Origin of the sequence: Sinomonas cellulolyticus (assembly GCF_014656475.1) — a bacterium.
GTDB classification, from domain to species: domain Bacteria; phylum Actinomycetota; class Actinomycetes; order Actinomycetales; family Micrococcaceae; genus Sinomonas; species Sinomonas cellulolyticus.
Window position 1 is genome coordinate 361,928 of record NZ_BNCM01000003.1, and the last position, 18,394, is coordinate 380,321.

At 63.0% G+C, this 18,394-nt stretch carries 15 protein-coding genes and 2 pseudogenes; 12 read left to right on the plus strand and 5 right to left on the minus strand.

The features are described 5' to 3' along the window. Positions 1–15: 15 nt before the first annotated feature. Entirely contained in the window at positions 16–1,455 is a 1,440-nt protein-coding gene (locus IE231_RS05740) for a sugar nucleotide-binding protein (RefSeq protein WP_229866516.1), read from the minus strand. After that, complete coding sequence (gene rfbB / locus IE231_RS05745) at positions 1,452–2,447, minus strand: dTDP-glucose 4,6-dehydratase (RefSeq protein ID WP_229866517.1); 996 nt, start codon at positions 2,445–2,447, stop codon at positions 1,452–1,454. Before rfbB ends, IE231_RS05740 begins: the two co-directional genes overlap by 4 nt. A gap of 55 nt (positions 2,448–2,502) precedes the next feature. Here rfbB and rfbA point away from each other — a divergent pair, with 55 nt between their 5' ends. From rfbA to IE231_RS18595, 9 genes and pseudogenes are all read left to right on the plus strand, one after another. Further along, a complete protein-coding gene (gene rfbA, locus IE231_RS05750) occupies positions 2,503–3,366 on the plus strand; it encodes a glucose-1-phosphate thymidylyltransferase RfbA (protein WP_189692958.1) in 864 nt (287 codons plus the stop codon). A gap of 639 nt (positions 3,367–4,005) precedes the next feature. Beyond that, positions 4,006–5,385, plus strand: coding sequence for a GH25 family lysozyme (locus IE231_RS05755; protein ID WP_189692959.1), 1,380 nt, complete (start codon positions 4,006–4,008; stop codon positions 5,383–5,385). A gap of 95 nt (positions 5,386–5,480) precedes the next feature. Continuing rightward, positions 5,481–6,560, plus strand: coding sequence for a glycosyltransferase family 4 protein (locus tag IE231_RS05760; protein ID WP_189692960.1), 1,080 nt, complete (start codon positions 5,481–5,483; stop codon positions 6,558–6,560). Between the two features lie 82 nt (positions 6,561–6,642). Then, entirely contained in the window at positions 6,643–7,626 is a 984-nt protein-coding gene (locus tag IE231_RS05765) for a GDP-mannose 4,6-dehydratase (RefSeq protein WP_189692961.1), read from the plus strand. Beyond that, positions 7,626–8,624, plus strand: a complete 999-nt coding sequence (locus tag IE231_RS05770; RefSeq protein WP_189693012.1) for a GDP-mannose 4,6-dehydratase — start codon at positions 7,626–7,628, stop codon at positions 8,622–8,624. The genes IE231_RS05765 and IE231_RS05770 overlap by 1 nt, the downstream gene beginning before the upstream one ends. A 92-nt stretch (positions 8,625–8,716) precedes the next feature. Next, positions 8,717–9,901: a polysaccharide biosynthesis protein gene (locus tag IE231_RS05775; RefSeq protein ID WP_189692962.1), complete on the plus strand. Its 1,185-nt coding sequence runs from the start codon at positions 8,717–8,719 to the stop codon at positions 9,899–9,901. Between the two features lie 293 nt (positions 9,902–10,194). Then, on the plus strand, positions 10,195–10,449 hold the full coding sequence (locus IE231_RS05780; RefSeq protein WP_189692963.1) for a helix-turn-helix domain-containing protein: 255 nt from the start codon (positions 10,195–10,197) through the stop codon (positions 10,447–10,449). A gap of 251 nt (positions 10,450–10,700) precedes the next feature. After that, complete coding sequence (locus IE231_RS05785) at positions 10,701–11,303, plus strand: IS110 family transposase (protein ID WP_255429950.1); 603 nt, start codon at positions 10,701–10,703, stop codon at positions 11,301–11,303. After that, positions 11,267–11,799: pseudogene (locus IE231_RS18595) on the plus strand (IS1634 family transposase); the annotation flags it as partial. The gene IE231_RS05785 and the pseudogene IE231_RS18595, both read left to right, overlap by 37 nt. A 273-nt stretch (positions 11,800–12,072) precedes the next feature. Here IE231_RS18595 and IE231_RS05790 read toward each other — a convergent pair. Next, the gene (locus tag IE231_RS05790) at positions 12,073–13,302 is read right to left on the minus strand and encodes a glycosyltransferase family 4 protein (protein ID WP_189692964.1); all 1,230 of its coding nucleotides are present in this window, start codon (positions 13,300–13,302) and stop codon (positions 12,073–12,075) included. A 4-nt stretch (positions 13,303–13,306) separates the two neighbouring features. After that, positions 13,307–14,320: a polysaccharide biosynthesis protein gene (locus tag IE231_RS05795; RefSeq protein ID WP_189692965.1), complete on the minus strand. Its 1,014-nt coding sequence runs from the start codon at positions 14,318–14,320 to the stop codon at positions 13,307–13,309. Positions 14,321–14,474: 154 nt separating this feature from the next. Between IE231_RS05795 and IE231_RS05800 the strand changes: the two genes are divergently transcribed. The 3 genes from IE231_RS05800 to IE231_RS05810 are packed head-to-tail and all read left to right on the plus strand — an operon-like array spanning position 14,475 to position 17,558. Further along, positions 14,475–15,215, plus strand: coding sequence for a glycosyltransferase family 2 protein (locus IE231_RS05800; protein WP_189692966.1), 741 nt, complete (start codon positions 14,475–14,477; stop codon positions 15,213–15,215). Beyond that, entirely contained in the window at positions 15,215–15,589 is a 375-nt protein-coding gene (locus IE231_RS05805; RefSeq protein WP_189692967.1) for a DUF2304 domain-containing protein, read from the plus strand. Before IE231_RS05800 ends, IE231_RS05805 begins: the two co-directional genes overlap by 1 nt. Before the next feature lie 43 nt (positions 15,590–15,632). Next, a complete protein-coding gene (locus IE231_RS05810) occupies positions 15,633–17,558 on the plus strand; it encodes a hypothetical protein (protein WP_189692968.1) in 1,926 nt (641 codons plus the stop codon). Between the two features lie 295 nt (positions 17,559–17,853). On the opposite strand, the pseudogene IE231_RS05815 reads toward IE231_RS05810, so the two are convergent. Beyond that, a pseudogene (locus tag IE231_RS05815) lies at positions 17,854–18,321 on the minus strand (ISL3 family transposase); the annotation flags it as partial. Between the last annotated feature and the right edge of the window lie 73 nt (positions 18,322–18,394).

Sequence of the window (18,394 nt, forward strand, 5' to 3'; positions counted from 1 at the left end):
CCCCACGAACGCATACTAGGAGCGCAGATACACGGCGAGTCGGCGGTCCTGGGGCTCGGGTACATAGCCGAGCGCAATGAGCTTGGCCAAACTCAGAGAGCTGTGCAGGGGGCGAGGAGCTGCTGTCTTTCCAGTGAAGTACTCCTCGGTGGTGATGCCTGTCACGTCCGTGGCTTCGTGGCCCGTGAGGTGGTAGACCGACCTCGCAACGTCGGCCCACGACTGCGGCTCGTCGTCATTGCTCAGATTGTAGACGCCGTAAGGGGCGGCGGTCTCGACGAGGTGCCGGATGCCTGCAGCGATGTCCTCAGTGAACGAGAGCCGGCCGATCTGGTCATTCACAACCGACGGCTTAACGCCCTTCGCCGCGAGATTCGCCATGGTCCGGACAAAGTTGTTGCCCTCGCCGATGACCCAGGAGGTGCGCACAATATAGTGCTTCGGAACGACCGACACGACAGCATCCCCGGCCGCCTTGGTCTGGCCGTATACTCCCAGCGGCGAGAACGGCTCATCCTCGTCGTGCACCTCGACAGTCCCGTCGAACACGTAGTCGCTTGAGACGTGGACGAGGGTGAGGCGGTGCTCTACAGCGATGGCGGCCAGCTTAGCGACGGCACTGACGTTGATCGCCCAGGCATCGCGGCGCCCCTCCGGCGTCTCCGCCTTGTCCACGGCGGTGTAGGCCGCTGCGTTGATGATCGTCGAGTACTGCGACCAGTTCCTCGAGGCGTACGCGTTCGGATCGGCGAGGTCGAACTCCGCCCGGGTCGCGAACTCGACGGGCGCGTTCGGCCCCTCGGGCGAGCCGGCGCCGTCGTACGCCTTCCGCAGGGCCTTGCCGAGCTGGCCACCGGCGCCGAGCACGAGGATCTTCTTCGGCCTCATGGGAGTGACGTCGGCCAGGCGCGGATGCGCCCTGTCCTTCTCGGAGAGCTCGGCCTGCTCGAGGGGAATCGGCCAGGGGACCGCCGCCGTCTCGTCCGCCAGGTTCAGGAACGTGTATTCGCTCTGGGCGTCCGCCGACCAGTGGTCATTGACGAGGTAGGAGTAGGCGGTTCCGTCCTCGAGCGTCTGGAAGGCATTGCCGACGCCGCGCGGGATGAAGATGGCCTTGGAAGGATCGAGTTCGGCGGTGAACACCGCGCCGAAGGTCGGCCCCTCGCGAAGGTCCACCCATGCCCCGAAGATGCGGCCAGTCGCCACCGACACGTACTTGTCCCATGGCTCGGCGTGAATTCCACGTGTGGTGCCGGCCTTCTCGTTGAACGATATGTTGTTCTGGACGGGCCCGAAGTCCGGCAGGCCGAGTGCGAGCATCTTCTCCCGCTGCCAGTTCTCCTTGAACCATCCGCGGTTGTCGCCGTGCACTGGCAGGTCGTAGAGCACGACGCCGGGAATGGTCGTCTCATGCGCTGCGAGGGGCTTGGAGAACTCGATGTGTCCGGCGTTCACTGGCCCTGCTCCTTGTACTTGGCCTCGGTCGCCGCCTTCTGGGGACGCCACCAGCCCTCGTTCTCCCTGTACCAGGCAATGGTTGCCGCCAGGCCCGCCTCGAAGTCGGAGTACTCGGGCTTCCAGCCGAGCTCGTTGCGGAGTTTGGTGGAATCGATGGCATAGCGGAGATCGTGGCCGGGCCGGTCGACAACGTGGTCGTAGGCGTCGCGGGGCTGGCCCATCTCCTCGAGGATCAGCTCGACGACGTCCTTGTTGTTCTGCTCGCCGTCGGCGCCGATGAGGTAGGTCTCCCCGATCTCGCCCTTGTCGAGGATGGTCAGGACGGCCGAGGAGTGGTCGTTGGCGTGGATCCAGTCACGGACGTTCTCACCCTTCCCATAGAGCTTCGGGCGGACGCCGTCGATCACGTTCGTGATCTGGCGCGGGATGAACTTCTCGACGTGCTGGTAGGGCCCGTAGTTGTTCGAGCAGTTGGAGATCGTGGCCTGGAGGCCGAAGGACCGCACCCACGCCCGCACGAGCAGGTCCGAGCCGGCCTTCGTGGAGGAGTACGGGCTCGAGGGGTTGTACGGGGTCTGCTCGGTGAAGCGCGCGGGGTCATCAAGCTCGAGGTCGCCGTAGACCTCGTCCGTCGAGATGTGGTGGAAGCGCGTGCCATGGCGGCGCGCAGCTTCGATGAGCGTGTAGGTGCCGATGATGTTGGTGTCGAGGAACGGCCGCGGGTCGTGGAGCGAGTTGTCGTTGTGGCTCTCTGCGGCATAGTGCACGACTGCGTCTGCCTCCGCTACGAGCTCGTCGACCAGCGCCGCGTCGGCGATGTCTCCCTTGACGAACCTGAAACGCTCGCTCGGCAGGCCTTTGAGCGACTCGAGGTTCCCGGCGTAGGTCAGCTTGTCCAAGACCGTGACGTGGTGGCTGGTGTTCGCGATCACGTAGTGGACGAAGTTGGAGCCGATGAAGCCGGCCCCGCCGGTGACGAGGAGTTTCATACACGTGAATCTATCGGGTTGGGGAATGGCAGCTCGAACCGCGAAGATAACAGGCATGAAGGGAATCATCCTGGCCGGGGGAACAGGGTCGCGCCTCCACCCGATTACGCTAGGCGTCAGCAAACAGCTCGTCCCCGTCTACGACAAGCCCATGATCTACTACCCCCTCTCCACACTTCTGTTGGCAGGGATCCGGGACATCCTCATCATTACGACACCGGACGACGCGGCCCACTTCCATCGCCTCCTAGGAGACGGAGCCGACTTCGGGATCTCGATCAGCTACGTCCAGCAGACTTCCCCCGACGGGCTCGCTCAGGCCTTCCTGCTCGGCGAGGACCACATCGCCGACGACACCGTCGCTCTCGTCTTGGGCGACAACATCTTCTACGGCACGGGCATGGGCGAACAGCTGCGCCGGCACCGCGACATCGACGGCGCCGCCGTCTTCGGCTACTGGGTCAAAGACCCCAGCGCCTACGGTGTCGTCGAACTCGACGGCGACGGCCGCGTGGTCTCCCTCGAGGAGAAGCCTGCCTCCCCAAAGAGCAACTACGCCGTCCCCGGGCTGTACTTCTACGACAACGACGTCGTCGCCATAGCGAAGTCCCTCAAGCCCTCGGCGCGCGGCGAGCTCGAGATCACAGACGTCAACCGCACCTACCTCGAAGCCGGGAAGCTACAGGTCGAAGTCCTCCCCCGCGGCACGGCGTGGCTGGACACGGGCACTTTCGCGGACCTCAACGACGCCTCGAACTTCATCCGGACTGTTGAGAACCGGCAGGGACTCAAAATCGGCGCCCCCGAAGAAGTCGCCTGGCGCCAGGGCTTCATCACCGACGACCAACTCCGCGCCCGAGCCCAAAAACTCACCAAGAGTGGATATGGAACTTACCTGTTGGACATGCTCAAAGCATAGACCGATTCACGACCGTACCGAGTGATCGTTCGCTCGTCATGGACCCAAGCAACAACGTCTCACAAACCACGACAGGCTCCCTTTTCACATCCGTCACAAGAGTGTTTTAATCTGAAACGGGTCGATGGACCCCGCGCGCCCGTGGAGGACCGCCGCACGAACTAGCAAAGCGAAGAGATGGGCCCTCGTGGTCACTCGTCCGCAGTTTGGAGAAGGGGCATGCTGAGTCAATCGCCTCACCACCGTACGAGGCCTACTATCTTTGGAGCGCTGGCAACAGCAGCCCTGCTCTCCCTGGCGGTCGTGGCACCATCTGCGGCGGCCCCCAACGGGCCTTCGGCTTCTGCTTCTCCATCGTCTTCTGCCACTCCGGCGGCCCCTTCGCCACCGAGTCCAGCTGTATCCACAGGCCGACCGTCGGATCGTACGCCAACATCCCAGACCACGGGCACTCCGTCAGTCCCGAGCGTGAATTCCACCCCGCTGAGCCGCAAGTCGGACCAGCAGAAGGAAGCGATGCGGAGATCCATCGGGATTGGGGGTGCGGAGATGGGCCAGCGGTCCAAGCGAGTAATCGAGGAGAAGCGCTCGTCGGGTGGCCTCCCGGCGGGCTCCCGCGCTGTGCCGGGCACACTCCCAATGAGCACCGACCCGAGCCACTGGCAACCCGGGTACGGAATCCCGGGGCAAGATGTGAGCGCATGGCAGCAAAACGTAGACTGGCAAGCACAGTGGAACCTCGGCTCGCGGTTCACGTATGTGAAGGCGAGCGAAGGAGACTACTACACTAGCCCGACCTTCTGGCAGCAGATTCAAGGTTCACAAAGGGTCGGCATGGTGCGCGGTGCCTACCACTTCGCCATCCCGAACTGGTCCTCAGGGTCCGAGCAGGCCGAGTACTTCGTGGCCAACGGCGGAAAGTGGACCGCGGACGGAATCACACTTCCGCCGGTCTTGGACATCGAGTACAACCCATATCAGGGACAGACTATCAACGGCTGGAGCGCCGGCGACGTCTGTTACAGCATGAACGCGGCCCAACTCTCCTCGTGGATCCACGACTTCGGCAATACTGTCCACGCGTTAACCGGCCGCTACCCGGTGATCTACTCGACGACCGACTGGTGGCAGGGGTGCCTCCTCAACGACTCTTCGTTCAACGACTACCCTCTGTGGATCGCGGCGTATCCGAATTCGCCATCGACCTCGCCTGGGACGCTGCCGGCAAGCTGGGGCCAATTCAGCTTCTGGCAGTACAGCTCCACTGGTCCGTTCGACGGCGACAGCAACGTTTGGAACGGCAACTTGACTCAGCTGTCGATGATGGTGAGCTCATGGGATCGGCCTGGCATAGGCATGCCGACGGGCGCCACGCCGATCAGCGGTCGATGGTGGGGAGGCGGGAAGGCGTATGCGGGCTGGTTCAAGGCAGGCCAATGGTGCTTCCAGCAGCCCGCGTCCGGACCCTACTGCTTCTGGTACGGCAGATCTACGGATATTCCTGTGGTGGGTGACTGGAATGGCGATGGCGTGGACACACCGGGCATCGTACGCGGCGGTGTATGGCAGCTCTCCAACTCAATCTCGACGCTCACCGTAGACCGCATCATCACGTATGGCCTGCCGACGGACACGCCGATCACTGGTGACTGGGACGGTCAGGGCGTGACTACCATCGGGGTGGTGCGAAACGGAATGTGGTACTTGACCGATTCGTTGGAGCCCTATCCGGGGGTAAGGTATGCCTTCCCGTTCGGCAACCCTGAAGACACGCCGATGAGCGGAAACTGGACCGGGGGGCGAAACTTCGGCGTTGGCGTATGGCGAGACGGGTGGTTCTACTTGAGCAACAACGGCCAGTCTGTTGACAACGCGTTCCCCTATGGCTTGGGTACAGACGCGCCCGTCACCGGTGACTGGGACGGCTCTGGCGGCTCTACTGTGGGAATTGTCCGGGGCGGCACATGGCAGCTGACCAACAGCGACTGGGCTCGTCAGGTGAACATCATCTTCAACTGACGGTCGATTCCTGCGTGCTACAGCCAACCGGATAGGCTGGACGCATGAGTTTGCCTGACCCCACTCGCGAAAACCAGCTCAAAGTTGCGATCGCGATGCTCACGCTCGTCCCCGGCACCATGGGGGGAGGAGAGACCTACGCCCGCGGCTTGCTCCGCGGGCTGCCGTCCCGGCCTGGGATCAAAGCGACGGCATACGTGGGTCGTCAGGCCGAAGGCTTTGCCTCTACAATCCCCGAAGTCGTGTGTCAGAGCATCAACGGGCGGGGCACGACGGCGGGCAAGCTCACGACGCTCGCACGAGGCTTCGCGTCAGGTTCTAAGCTCCGCCGGGTTATGGAGGATGCAGACGTCTTCCACGTGCCGTTCGCGGTCGCCCTTCCGAAGCCGGCCAAGGAAATGGCGGTCGTCCAGACGCTCTGCGACGTGCAGCACCGAGACCTCCCCCACCTCTTCTCCTCCGCCGAGAGGCTCTACCGTCGTCTCTTCTACGAACGGACCACACGAGCCGCGGACGCAGTAGTGACCATCAGCGACTTCGCGAAGCGGACGATTATCGAACACCTCGGGATCCCCGCGGAGAAAATCTTCATCGCACACCTCGCTGTCGAGGCCGAGGACTTCACACCGAACTTGGGCGAACGGGACGACTTCATCCTTTATCCGGCACGCGGATGGGCTCACAAAAACCATGCCCGGCTGTTTGAAGCCATGCGACTCCTCGAGGTGAGCCACCCGCACCTCAAGCTCGTGCTCACCGGCGGTGGGCTCGAGTCTCTCGAAAACATCCCCGGCAACGTCGAGGTGCGCGGGCAGGTTCGGCTCACCGAGCTCCGCGAGCTGTACCGCCGCGCGAGCTGCACCGTCTTTCCGAGCCTCTACGAGGGCTTCGGCTTGCCGCCGCTCGAGGCCATGGCCTCGGGCTGCCCGGTGGCCAGCTCCACCGCAGGCTCCCTCCCCGAGGTCGTGGGCGACGCCGCTGTACTCTTCGACCCGCACTCCCCCGACGCGATCGCGCGGGCGATCGTCGAGGCGATCGCCCGTTCGGGCGAGCTGCAGGTCCTCGGCTTGGAACGTATACGGAAGTTCACGTGGGAGGCATGTGCCAAAGCCCATGAGGAGGCCTACGCGTACGCTGCCGGCGCACGGGACCGACGTCTCGCCGCCGAGCGCTGACTCCAAGACGGCTCTCCGCCGGGGTCGACGCAATCGGAACCGTTATAGTGTCTCTGCATCTACTAACTTCTTAAGGATCCTCATGCCTCGTGCGCTCATCACTGGCATCACCGGCCAGGACGGCCTTTATCTCTCTGAACTCCTCCTGTCCAAGGGGTACGAGGTTTTCGGCCTCATCCGGGGCCAGAATAACCCGAAGTACGAGCTGGTTCGCGAGGTAGTTCCCGACGTCAAGCTCCTCACGGGCGATCTCATGGACGTTTCCTCCCTTGTGCGGATCTTGGACGCGGCCCAGCCCGAGGAGGTGTACAACCTCGGGGCCATATCCTTCGTGGCGTACTCATGGGAAAACGCTTCGGTGACATCCGATGTAACGGGCAAAGGTGTGTTGAACATGCTCGAGGCGACCCGCCATTACGCAGGTGAGGACGTTTCGAAGGTGCGCTTCTACCAGGCCTCGTCCTCCGAGATGTTCGGAAAGGTGCAGGAGGTTCCTCAGCGCGAGGACACTCTGCTGTGGCCGCGCTCCCCCTACGGGGTGGCCAAGGTCTACGGACACTATATGACTATCAACTATCGCGAATCGTACGAGATGCATGCCTCCTCGGGCATCCTCTTCAACCACGAATCGCCCCGCCGCGGCCCCGAGTTCGTGACCCGCAAGATCTCCCAGGCGGCGGCGCGCATCAAGCTTGGCCTGCAGGACGAGCTCGTCCTCGGCAACCTCGATGCAAAGCGCGACTGGGGCTTCGCGGGCGACTATGTGGAGGCCATGTGGCTCATGCTCCAGCAGCCCGTCGCCGACGACTACGTCATCTCCACAGGCGAGACACACTCCATCGAGGACTTTCTCGAGGCGGCTTTCGACGCCGCCGGCCTTGCCGACTGGCGCCCGTACGTACGTCAAGACCCTCGTTTCATGCGTCCCGCCGAAGTCGACCTGCTCATCGGCGATTCATCCAAGGCGCGGCGTGTCCTGAAGTGGAAGCCAAAGGTCTCGTTTGGCGACCTCGTAAACATGATGGTCGAGTCGGACCTGCGGGAGCAGTCTGTCCTGGCTCGATGATGACCACGAGGACTGAAGGACGGCAGCCCGGCGTAGCACTCGTCACTGGCATCTCGGGGCAGGATGGCTCTTATCTGGCTGAAGCGCTCGCACAGCGCGGCTGGTCAGTGCATGGCCTCGTTCGCCCCGGACACGAGTGGGGTCGCGCAGGCATCAATGTGCACTTCGCAGACCTCGCCGACGCGGGACGGCTCGAGGCCATAGTGCAGGAGATCGTTCCCGACGTGATCTACAACCTCGGCGGCATCAGTTCGGTCGGCTATTCGTGGTCCGAGCCCTACACTACCGCCGTGGTCACCGGAGCGGCCCCTATCGCCCTCATGGACCAGGCACTCCGAACGCAGCGCGCCACGGGCAGGGAAATCCGGTTCTTCCAGGCGTCAAGCGCGGAGATCTTCGGTGCTGCCAAGGCCCCCCAGAGCGAGGCCACGCCGTTCCGGCCGGTTACCCCATACGGGGTCGCGAAAGCTATGGCGCATTCGGCGGTCGGCACGTTCCGAAGCCAAGGCCTTGCCGCATCATCTGCCATCCTCTTCAACCACGAATCGGTGCTCCGACCCCCGAACTTCGTCACCCGAAAAATCACCCTCGGGGCCGCCGCGATCAGCATCGGTCTTCGCGAGACACTAACGCTGGGAAACCTCAATGCTCTGCGCGACTTCGGTTGGGCGCAGGATTACGTGGAGGCTATGATCGCCATCGCCGAGGCTCCCGAGCCGGACGACTTCGTCGTTGCAACGGGTATATCACACTCGATTCGCGACTTCGCCGAGGCCGCGTTCACCGCAGCGGGGCTCGACCGGGTCGACAACTACCTCCGCACAGACCCGAGGTTTGTACGAGCGGCCGAAGCTCCCACCATGCGGGGGGACCCCAGCAAGATCGCGCGTGTCCTCGGGTGGAAGGCCTCCACAAAGTTCGAAGAGGTCGCTGCCCGTATGGTCGAACACGACATCGAATGGCTCAAAACGCATGGCACCGAAGGCCTCGACCTGTGACTCGGCGGACTCGTGAAGTGAGTAGCCCCAGCGAAGGGATTGGCCCGCGCAGCGATGGTTCCGACACTCCGCGCGGAGCAGCTTGGGTCGGAGTGTCGTCCGCAGTTGCCGCCGTGGCGGGCGTTGCCATCATGTTCGTGTCGAGCCACACCTTGACTCCGGCAGACAACGCTGAATTCCTCTCCTTCTGGGCTGGACTATTCTTCATCTGCGGGCTCTTGGGCGGCGTGCAGACGGAAGCGACGCGGGCCGTTAGCGAAATGAGCCGCGACAGCGTGAGCCGCTCGGGCGCTCGCGTCACGTCGGCAGCGATGATCGTTGGGGGCGCCGCTGGCGCCATCCTCCTTGTCCTCAGCCCCTTGTTGGCCACAGTGGTCTTCAAAAGGGACGGCTGGATCGCCGTCGCCTGCCTTACCGTGACTGCGCTTACTTTTCCCCTCCACTCAGCTCTTTCGGGAGTACTTCAAGGCCTACGGCAGTGGGACAGATTCGGCCAGCTCGTGTCGCTCGAAGCGACGTTGCGCCTTGCGGGCGTCGCCGTGGCGGGCGGATTGGGGGCAGCCTTGGGCGGAATCGAGGCTGCCTGCCTGACGTCGCTCCTGGCTTGGGTTTTGATGCTCCTCGCGTCGAGGCGCGCACGAGTCGCTCTCCGAGTGCGGACATCGCTCACGCTCTCGGTACTGCTGGCGAATGTGGGGCACACGCTTCTCTCAGCAGCCTCCTCGGCCGCTTTGGTCGTCGGCTTCCCGATCCTCCTCAAGTTGACGACGTCGACCCAGGATTACGCCCTGACGGCACCCCTCTTGCTCGCCGTATCGCTGACCCGGGCGCCCATCATGATCCCTCTCCAAGCCTTTCAGGGGGTCGCGATCGCCCACATTGCACGAAATCCAGATGCGGGGTGGCGGGCGCTGAGCAAGCCGCTCATGTGGGTCTCCCTCATCGGGGCCCTCGGGACCGCGCTCGCCTGGTTCATAGGGCCGTCCATTATTCTATTGTTCGGACCCGCCTACATCGTCACACCATTGGTGGTCTCCGCGTTGACGCTCGCAGCAGTCCTCATGGCGATCCTGACACTTCTAGGGACAGTAGTAGTGTCTCTGGGCCACCACGCTGCGTTCTCCCGAGGCTGGCTCGCAGCGACTATTGTCTGCATCGGAGTCCTCCTGCTTCCGCTCGAAACGGATCTGCGTACGGTCCTCAGTCTCACCGTAGGGCCCCTCTGCGGAGCAGTGATCCACGCGCTCAGCCTCCGGCCGCCCCGCCGAAACGGCTAGGGTGTGTGTCTTTATTGGCGTAGCCAGATGATGTAGGTGTACAGGCCGGGTCCCGCGCGATACGTCCCGGCGAGGTTGTCGCCTCGGGTCGCGATCCCGCGCGATTGCTTGACGAGGCCGAAGGACTGCTTGACGGCGGCTCGACCCTATAGGTTTCCGCATCAAAGACCGCGGGCAGGCCGCAGCGCGAGCCCTTGCATATGCGGTTGGCCTTCTGGTCCTTCGGCTCGGCGCTCACGCTTGAACCGTGCCGGGTTTGATGGAGACATCGATCACCCGGAAGGATTGTTCTCATGGCAGCACCGAGGAAGCACCCGCAGGAGTTGAAGGAGCGGGCGACACGTCTGGCGATCGAGGCACGCAATCACCCTGCAACGCGGGCCGGGGCATTCAAGCGGGTCGGCGACCAGCTCGGCGTCCACCCGGAGGCCCTGCGCACGTGGGTCCGCGATACAGAGGTCGACGAGGGGATCCGCCCGGGTGTGCGGCGCGGATCGCTGAGCCCGAGCGGGAGAACCGCGAGCTGCGCCGGGCGAACACCATCCTGAAGCAGCCCTCGGCTTTCTTCGCGTCAATGTCAGGCTTGTTGGCGTCGGCGGAGTTGGCTCTTTTCTTCGCTGCCCCGCCCCCGGGCGGTGGCTTCTCCGCGATGTGCCGTCCCGCCGGCGCCGACGTCCGGGATGCCGGCGTGGCCTGATAGGGAGCCTGCACGGGCCCTTGCCCGTGCCCGATTGAGGCGTGCCCGTCGGCACGCCTCAATCGGGCCATCCAGACCTGCCCAGCGAAGGAGCGCAGCATTATCGCAGTCGGAGTCGATGCGCACAAGAACGGCCACACCCTCGTTGCCGTGGACCCGGTCGGGAAGGGCCTCGGCATCCTGACGGTCGAGGCCCGAAGGGCCGGGCACGAGCGGATCCTGGAATGGCTCTCCGGCTTCGGCGAGGTCACCGTCGCGGTCGAGGACTGCCGGCACCTGACACGGGCACTGGAGGCCGATCTGCTCGACGCCGAGCACCGCGTGGTGCGGGTCCATACCCGGCTGATGGCCGGGATGCGCCGCAGCGCACGGGAGCGGGGCAAGTCCGATCCGATCGACGCTGAGGCGGTCGCCCGTGTCGCCCTGCGCGAGGAGCAGCTGCCCGCGGCGCAGCTGGCCGGTCCCGACCGGGAGATCAAGCTGTCCTCCGACCACCGCAAGAGGCTGGTGGAGCAGCGCACCGCCCTGCAGGCGAAGCTGCGCTGGTTCCTCCACGAGCTGGACCCCGACCTGCCCGTTCCATCCCGCGGGCTGCGCCGCCATTCGGTCCTCGAGCAGGTCGCTGCCGCTATCGAGGACCGCGAGGGCGCGGTCGCGGAGATCGCACGCGGGCCAAACGGGACCGGCGCACCATCAACCTCATGATCGAGAAGGCCGAACGCACCGCCGCCGGCACCACCCCCTTGAAGAAGGCGCGGTTCCTGAAAGTCACCGGCGCCGAGAAGGCCCTCGACCAGGCCACCATCGACCGCGCGCGCCAGCTCGCTGGCCTGAAAGGCTCCGTCACCGACCTCCACCCCGAGAAGATGGCCGGGAACGCGGTGATCTGCCCCTACCACGACCTCTGGCAGGTCGAGGCCTCCTTCCGCATGACCAAGTCCGACCTGAACCCCGGCCGGTCTTTCACCACCAGCGCGAGGCCATCGAGGCCCACCTCACCATCGTGTTCGCCGCCCCCGCGATCGCCCGCCATCTTCAGAACACCACCGGCATCACGATCAAGAAGCTCGTCCGCACCCTGCGGCCCCTCCGCACCGTGGACATCCGCATCGGCACCCAGACCATCACTGCCGCCCCCGCCATCAGTACCGACGCCCGCAACATCCTCAACCGGCCACCACCCATCAACGCACCGGGGCACAAAGCCTGTGCAAGTCGGGTCGGAGGCGACGCCCGTGCACAGACCCAGCAGCGGCAAGACAGAACCAGAACCAGCCGTGCGAGCAGTGGAATCGCACCGACCATCCAGCGCGGTCAGCGGGAAGAACTGTCGCACCCCCATGCCACAATCCACACCATCAGGGAGACGGTAGGCCCTGACACCGAGCCAACCAGCCCCGCTGAAAGATCGAGGCTAGTGCCCCCGCAAGAAATTCGTACCAGGCACGCGCTTCGGCATCAGCGGGTTTGTCAGTCAGCCGCGCATAATGAAGTCGGTCAAGCGTGCCAGCACCTTGTTCCGCTCCAAGTGTTCGAAATGGTACTTGCGCCCCCGCTCCCCCATCGAACGCCTCTCTGTCTCGGAAAGGTTGTAGACAGTTCGTAGGTTCGCGGCGAACGCCGCTGAATCCCCTGCGGGGCCGACAAAGCCGCACTTCGCCTCGTCCTCGACCAGCTTCTTGACGTCGCCGTCCATCGCAAGCACGAGGGGGCGCCCTCCCGCAATATAGGACAGCACCTTGGCAGGAATCGTTGCCTCGAGCAAGTCGCTCTGGACCAGGCATCCGACGAGGACGGAGGCGCTTCCGAAATACTTGGGCATCTCAGTCGCCGGATGGTGGCCCTCGAAGCGGAAGACGTGCTCAAGACCCCGGGCCCTGACCTGGTCCTCGACATCTGATCGGCTCATACCGTCTCCAACGATCAGCCACCGGATGTCAAGTCCTTCGGCCTCGAGTTGCTCAGCTGCATCGATGATGGTGACAAATGACTGAGCCGGGCTGATGTTCCCGGTGAAGACGGCAGTGAACTTTCCGCCAAGGCTCTCCTGAAGCTCCGCGGAGACCACCGTCTCCTCGTAGAACTTCTCGCATGCCTGCGGCACGACCTCGATCTCGTCCTTAGCCTTGCCTGTGACCTCGGCGAGTCGATCGCGCATCAGTTCGGAGAGGACGACGATCCGGTCCACCCGGCGGTAGTGCCAGTGCGACACACCTGTTGCGAACTTTCGAAGCCAGGGCGTCTTCACGTGTAAGACGGAGAAGAGGTTCTCTGGCCAGAGATCCAGGACGTACATAACTGTCGTCGTCCGTGTTAGCCACCCCAGCACGATGCCAGTCCACGCCATCATCACCGGTGAGAGCTGGTAGATGAAAATCCGATCAAAGCGCCGGAACAGCAGCCGCGGCAGGTGCAACAGACTCATCACCGGGAAGGACATGTAGTTCAGGAAGATCCGGAGGTTCGAGTTGCTCCCGCGCTTAATTTCCGGAACGCGCCGGATCTGGATTCCCCCGTGCTCTTGCTTGTACGGACCGCGCAGCGAGTATCCAGGGAAAAACTCACCCTTCGGGTAGTTCGGCAGACCGCAGAGAACTTCGACTTGCACGCCCTGCTCGACGAAGTAGTCGCAGATGTCGTTGATCCTGAAACCTTCTGGCCAGAAATGCTGGCCTACAACCAGAACGCGCGGAGCTGAGGCCACCCTCCTACACTCCCGCCAGCAGCTGCTGGATGTAGTCGGTCGACTTTACCTTCTCGACGATCTCGTCAACGGTCAGGCGTCGGGTGTTGTGTGACGTGTACTCCTCAGTGCTTTCCGCAACCATCTCACCCTGCTCGACGAACTTGCCGTAGTTCAGGTCCCGGACGTCTGCAGGAACCCGGAAGTATCCCCCCAAGTCCTCAGCCTTCGCACGCTCTTCCCGCGTCAGAAGGGTTTCGTGCGCCTTCTCGCCGTGACGCGTTCCGATGACCCTGACCTCGACATCGGACTGAAAAAGCTTCTTCATGGCAACTGCGAGGTCCCCCACCGTGGACGCATCCGCTTTCTGGACGAACAAGTCGCCCTGATTCGCGTGCTCGAAGGCAAAAAGGACGAGTTCCACAGCCTCATCGAGGTTCATAAGGAAGCGGGTCATGCTCGGATCGGTAACTGTAAGTGCGCGGCCCGCACGGATCTGCTCCGCGAAGAGGGGAATCACGGAGCCACGCGAAGCCATGACGTTGCCGTAGCGGGTGCAGGCAATAAGCGTCCGAGCCGGATCCACGTTGCGGGACTTAGCGATGATGACCTTCTCCATCATCGCCTTCGATGTTCCCATAGCATTAATCGGGTATGCAGCCTTGTCGGTCGACAGGCAAACGATCCGACTCACGCCTTCGTCGATGGCCGCAGTGAGGACGTTGTCCGTGCCTAGGACATTCGTGCGTACAGCCTCCATCGGGAAGAACTCGCAGGACGGCACCTGCTTGAGTGCTGCGGCGTGGAAAATAAAGTCGACTCCGCGGACCGCCTCGCGAACGGACTCTAGATTCCGCACATCACCTATATAGAACTTCAGCTTGTCGTTATTAAAGAACTTGCGCATGTCGTCCTGCTTCTTCTCATCCCGAGAAAAGATACGGATTTCACCGATATCCGTGTGCAGGAAGTGCTTCAGGACGGTGTTTCCGAATGAGCCAGTTCCGCCCGTTATAAGCAGGGTCTTATCCTTGAACAACACGTCTCCTCAATCTAGACGGGCCGGCCACACCCGGCGGAGCCCTTTCGATGGTACCAGCCGCACGTGGGAGCCCTTACGCCTACCCCGGGGACCGAACGGTTCCAACTCCGCGTGCAAAGGGATGGCCACCCCTCCGGGTATAATCGCCGCTATGCCCACTGCAATGCCTAGGCGCGTCCTTGTTATCATGCCCGCGTGGAATGAAGAAGCCACGGTCGGGACGACAGTCTTGGAAGTACTAGGTCAGCCCGAGAGGCTCGACGTCCTCGTTGTCGACGACGGGTCGACGGACGCCACCGCGCGCGAAGCTTCCAAGGCGGGAGCAGAGGTCCTCCGCCTTCCCTTCAATATGGGCGTCGGCGGGGCTATGAGGGCGGGCTTCAAGTTCGCGCAGCGGCATGGATATGACGCCGTGATCCAAGTCGACGCAGATGGTCAGCACAACGCGAACGACATCACTTCAGTCATTGCGGGGTTGGAGCACGCCGACATATGCATCGGTGCCCGCTTCGCCGAGCGGGGCAGCTATAAGGCAACCGGACCTAGGCGGTGGGCAATGGTATTTCTCGCCCTTGTCGTCTCGCGCATCGCGAAGGTGAGGCTTACGGATGTGACGTCGGGTTTCAGAGCGGGAAATCGGCGCGCCATAGCCCAGTATCTCGACCATTATCCCGCGGAATATCTTGGCGATACGCTTGACTCCCTCGTCGTGGCGATCCGATCGGGCTGCAAGGTCATGCAAGTGCCGGTCGAAATGCGTCCACGGCAAGGCGGTCAACCGAGCCACAATCCATGGAAATCGGCCGTTTATCTCCTCCGGGCCATTCTGGCCCTCGTCTTCGCGCTCACGAGAAAGCGTTCCAACATCAACATCAGCCAGACAGGAGCTTGATGGGAAACAACTTCGCAGCGTTCATCTTTGCGCTCATCATCCTCGGAGTAGTACTCGAGCTGCTCCGCCGCAAGGTGTTCCGGGAAAAATACGCTGCACTCTGGCTCATTATCGGTGCGTGCACCTTAGTCTTGGCGGGCTTTCCGGGAATGCTCTCCTGGGTCAGCGGGATCCTGGGCGTCCAGGTTGCCTCGAACCTCCTCTTCGCGCTCTGCATCATTCTTCTGCTCGGTGTATGCCTCCACCTCTCATGGGAGCTCTCGGTCATCGAGGACGAGAACCGCACACTTGCTGAAGAAGTAGCGATCCTCAGGCACTCCGTGGAAAGGCTCGAACGGCGCCTTCAGGTGAACGAGGACTCAACAGATGCCTAGACCCCGCCGTGCGTCCTTTCTTAAGTGGAGGCGCGCGATAGCAATGCTTGCGGCAGCGACGACCGGAATTGTCGCCGCTGTCATCGCTACTGGAGTTCCCACGCGAGGGCTCAGCGGATGGTTCTCCCTCGTCGTACTGGGGCTCCTGGGGCTCGCGATACCCTCATCACGCCATCTATCGCGACGGATTGTCAATGTCATTGTCGTGATCAGCGGCTTGACGCCGCTCCTCTGGTGGATCCATATGACGAACCCGTCACTGAGGACGGGGATTATCTGGGGGATAGTTGTCGGTGCTCTGATCGGCTGTATTGTCGAGTGGGTCGTCCTAGGACGGCCATGGAGGAATTTCCTTCCCGACTGGAACGTCATCGACGCCTATCCGATCCTCACCGGGGCAGGCTCGGTGCTCGTGTTCTGGAACTTCTTCATCTCCAAGTCAGCTTTGGGAACGCTGTCGATTCTCGTGACGACCTGGGACTTCGCTCCGCACTTCAACATGTATGCGATGCTGCGTCGTTACGGGACAGTCATCCCGCTCTTGCCCCTGTCTAACGATGGCTCAGCGTGGACGGCAGCCACCTACCCCCAAGGAGTCCATGCACTCATGGCGACGATCGCGGGCGTCGTCGCCGGACCGAGCTTCTCTGGGAACGACGCAGAGACCCTCCTGTTCCTCCGTCTTGTCGGCGTGATAGGGGTTCTGTCGGCGGTATTGGTCGTAGCGTCAGTCACCTCCGTTCCGGCCCTGCGCCATCAACCCCTTGTGTCTCTTCCGCTCGCCGTGCTTGTAGCGAGCGCGTGGCTCGTCGGGCCTGGATCAATCCCGGTCTTCAACGGCTTCCCGAACTTTGCGCTTGGGGTTGCGGTGTGCGTTGCTCTCCTTTCCGTGATGCGACTTCAGCACCAGAGCAGCCCCGTCCGGATCGCCGTTCTCTTCGCCGCATCGGTAGTCTCGATCGCCCACAACTGGATCCTATTGCTCGTCCTCTGCATTCCGTCCAGCCTCGTCATCATCGGTACGGAAGCCCGCAAGTTCCGGCAGCGCAGCTTGGTTGTTCAAACCTCGTGGTATGTGGCAGGTGTGGTTGCCTTTGTAGGCGCTGGTCTTGCGGCGTGGCAGCTCAAGCAGCTGGCGCCCGGCGCCGTGCTTACAACTCCCGGCGGCATCACCCAGCCCGACTGGGGCCTGGGCATGACCTTCATCTGTACCTGTGCCGCGGTCTTCTCGATGCTGGTCCTCGACCGAGCGAAGCTCAACGGGCCGAGTGGCATAGCCTTCGTGGGGCGACTGGGAACAATAGGCTCGGCGCTCTTCGGAGGCTTGACTGCCATTGGCTTCGGCGTCTGGCAGCTCCTCACCTCGGATCACCTCAGCTACTATTTCTATAAGTTCGGGCTTGCGGCCCTCATGCTCGCCATAGCCGCTGCCGCGATCGCCTGCGGAGAAATACTTGTTCCGCGGATTTCAAAGTGGGCATCCTCGGGCCGGCGCACCATCATGCCCTTGGCCTTCGTTTCGCTGGGAGCCGTAAGTGTGTTCGGCTGGCCGACGCCGGCCTTGAACCAAGAGGGGCTCGTCACGACGGCCCCTGGGGCTAGGGCACGCGCCACGCAGGACGCGGTCCTGGCTTCGACCGAAGCTAACCCAGGGCCGGCCGTGAGCAAACTCCTTGCACTGAGCCATTCCTCGGAGAAGTCACCGTTCATCTACGTGGGTTACGTAGAAGGGCTGGATCCCATGCTGGCGGCACAATGGTCTTTAACGCTTCAAGGCAAGTGGACCGAAGGCAGCCAACAAGCGATCCCGTTCCTCAGTCCCCTCTATAGAGGTCCTTCCCAAGTTCCGCAGGCCATCGAGGGCGTTCTTTCGAACACTCCGTCGCTCAAAGTTGCTGTTGACCAATATCTCGTCCCAGAACTCCGAAGGGCGCTTCCGAGCTACAGTGACCGCATTCTCGGGGTCTGAATATCCGGGACATAGGGGCTTGTATCCCTCGAAGTGGCCCCCTGTTGGTGTCCGGGTTGCCGGCGCCTACGGTGGCTCTGGAGAGAGGCCCGGGACGGCCGCTTTTCTTCTTACAGTTATCGAGGTGTCGGTTCGGGGCTTCCGTAGGCTTCTGATCGCCCAAGGGTGGGGACTGTACTTTCAACGGTGTAACTCTGACACAGGAGGTACCCGATGAGCGTTGACGTTGAACCGGCTGCTGGGTCCGTCGTGGAGGAACAGGATGAACCGTTCCGGGTTTGATGGCTCTTCGGATTCAAGCATGCTTCGGGGTTCTCCATGGGCGGTGGCCGCCTGCGGATAGCAGGCATCTGAGTCTGTAGTTCTCGAAGTTGCGGAAGCCGCGGGCGATGCGACGGGTGGTCTCGATGACGCCGTTGACGGCCTCGGTGGGCCCGTTGGATGCGCCCTTGGTGTCAAAGTAGGCCAGGAAAGCGACACGCCAGCGGCGCAGGGTCTTCCCGAGCCGGGCGATCTCGGGTATCGGGCAGGACGGGAACGCGGCGAGGATGTGCGCGGCGGTCCGCCTGCCAGCGGCAGGGTCGGCGGCTGTGTAGACGGACCGGAGCTGCTGGGCGCACGCCCAGGCGAGCTCGACCTCGAAGTGCTCGCTGTGGGCGTCGAACGCTTTGGCGAGACGGCCCTTCTGCTTCTCGGTCAGCCGTTCGGCCCCGCAGCGCAGGGTGCGCTGGATGCCGTAGAGCGGGTCGCCCTTGTGGGGTCTTCCACTTTGGGGGGTCTTCCACTTTGGGCGTGGTGGCGGTGTTCAGCATGCTGTCTGGGCTGCCGTGTACAAG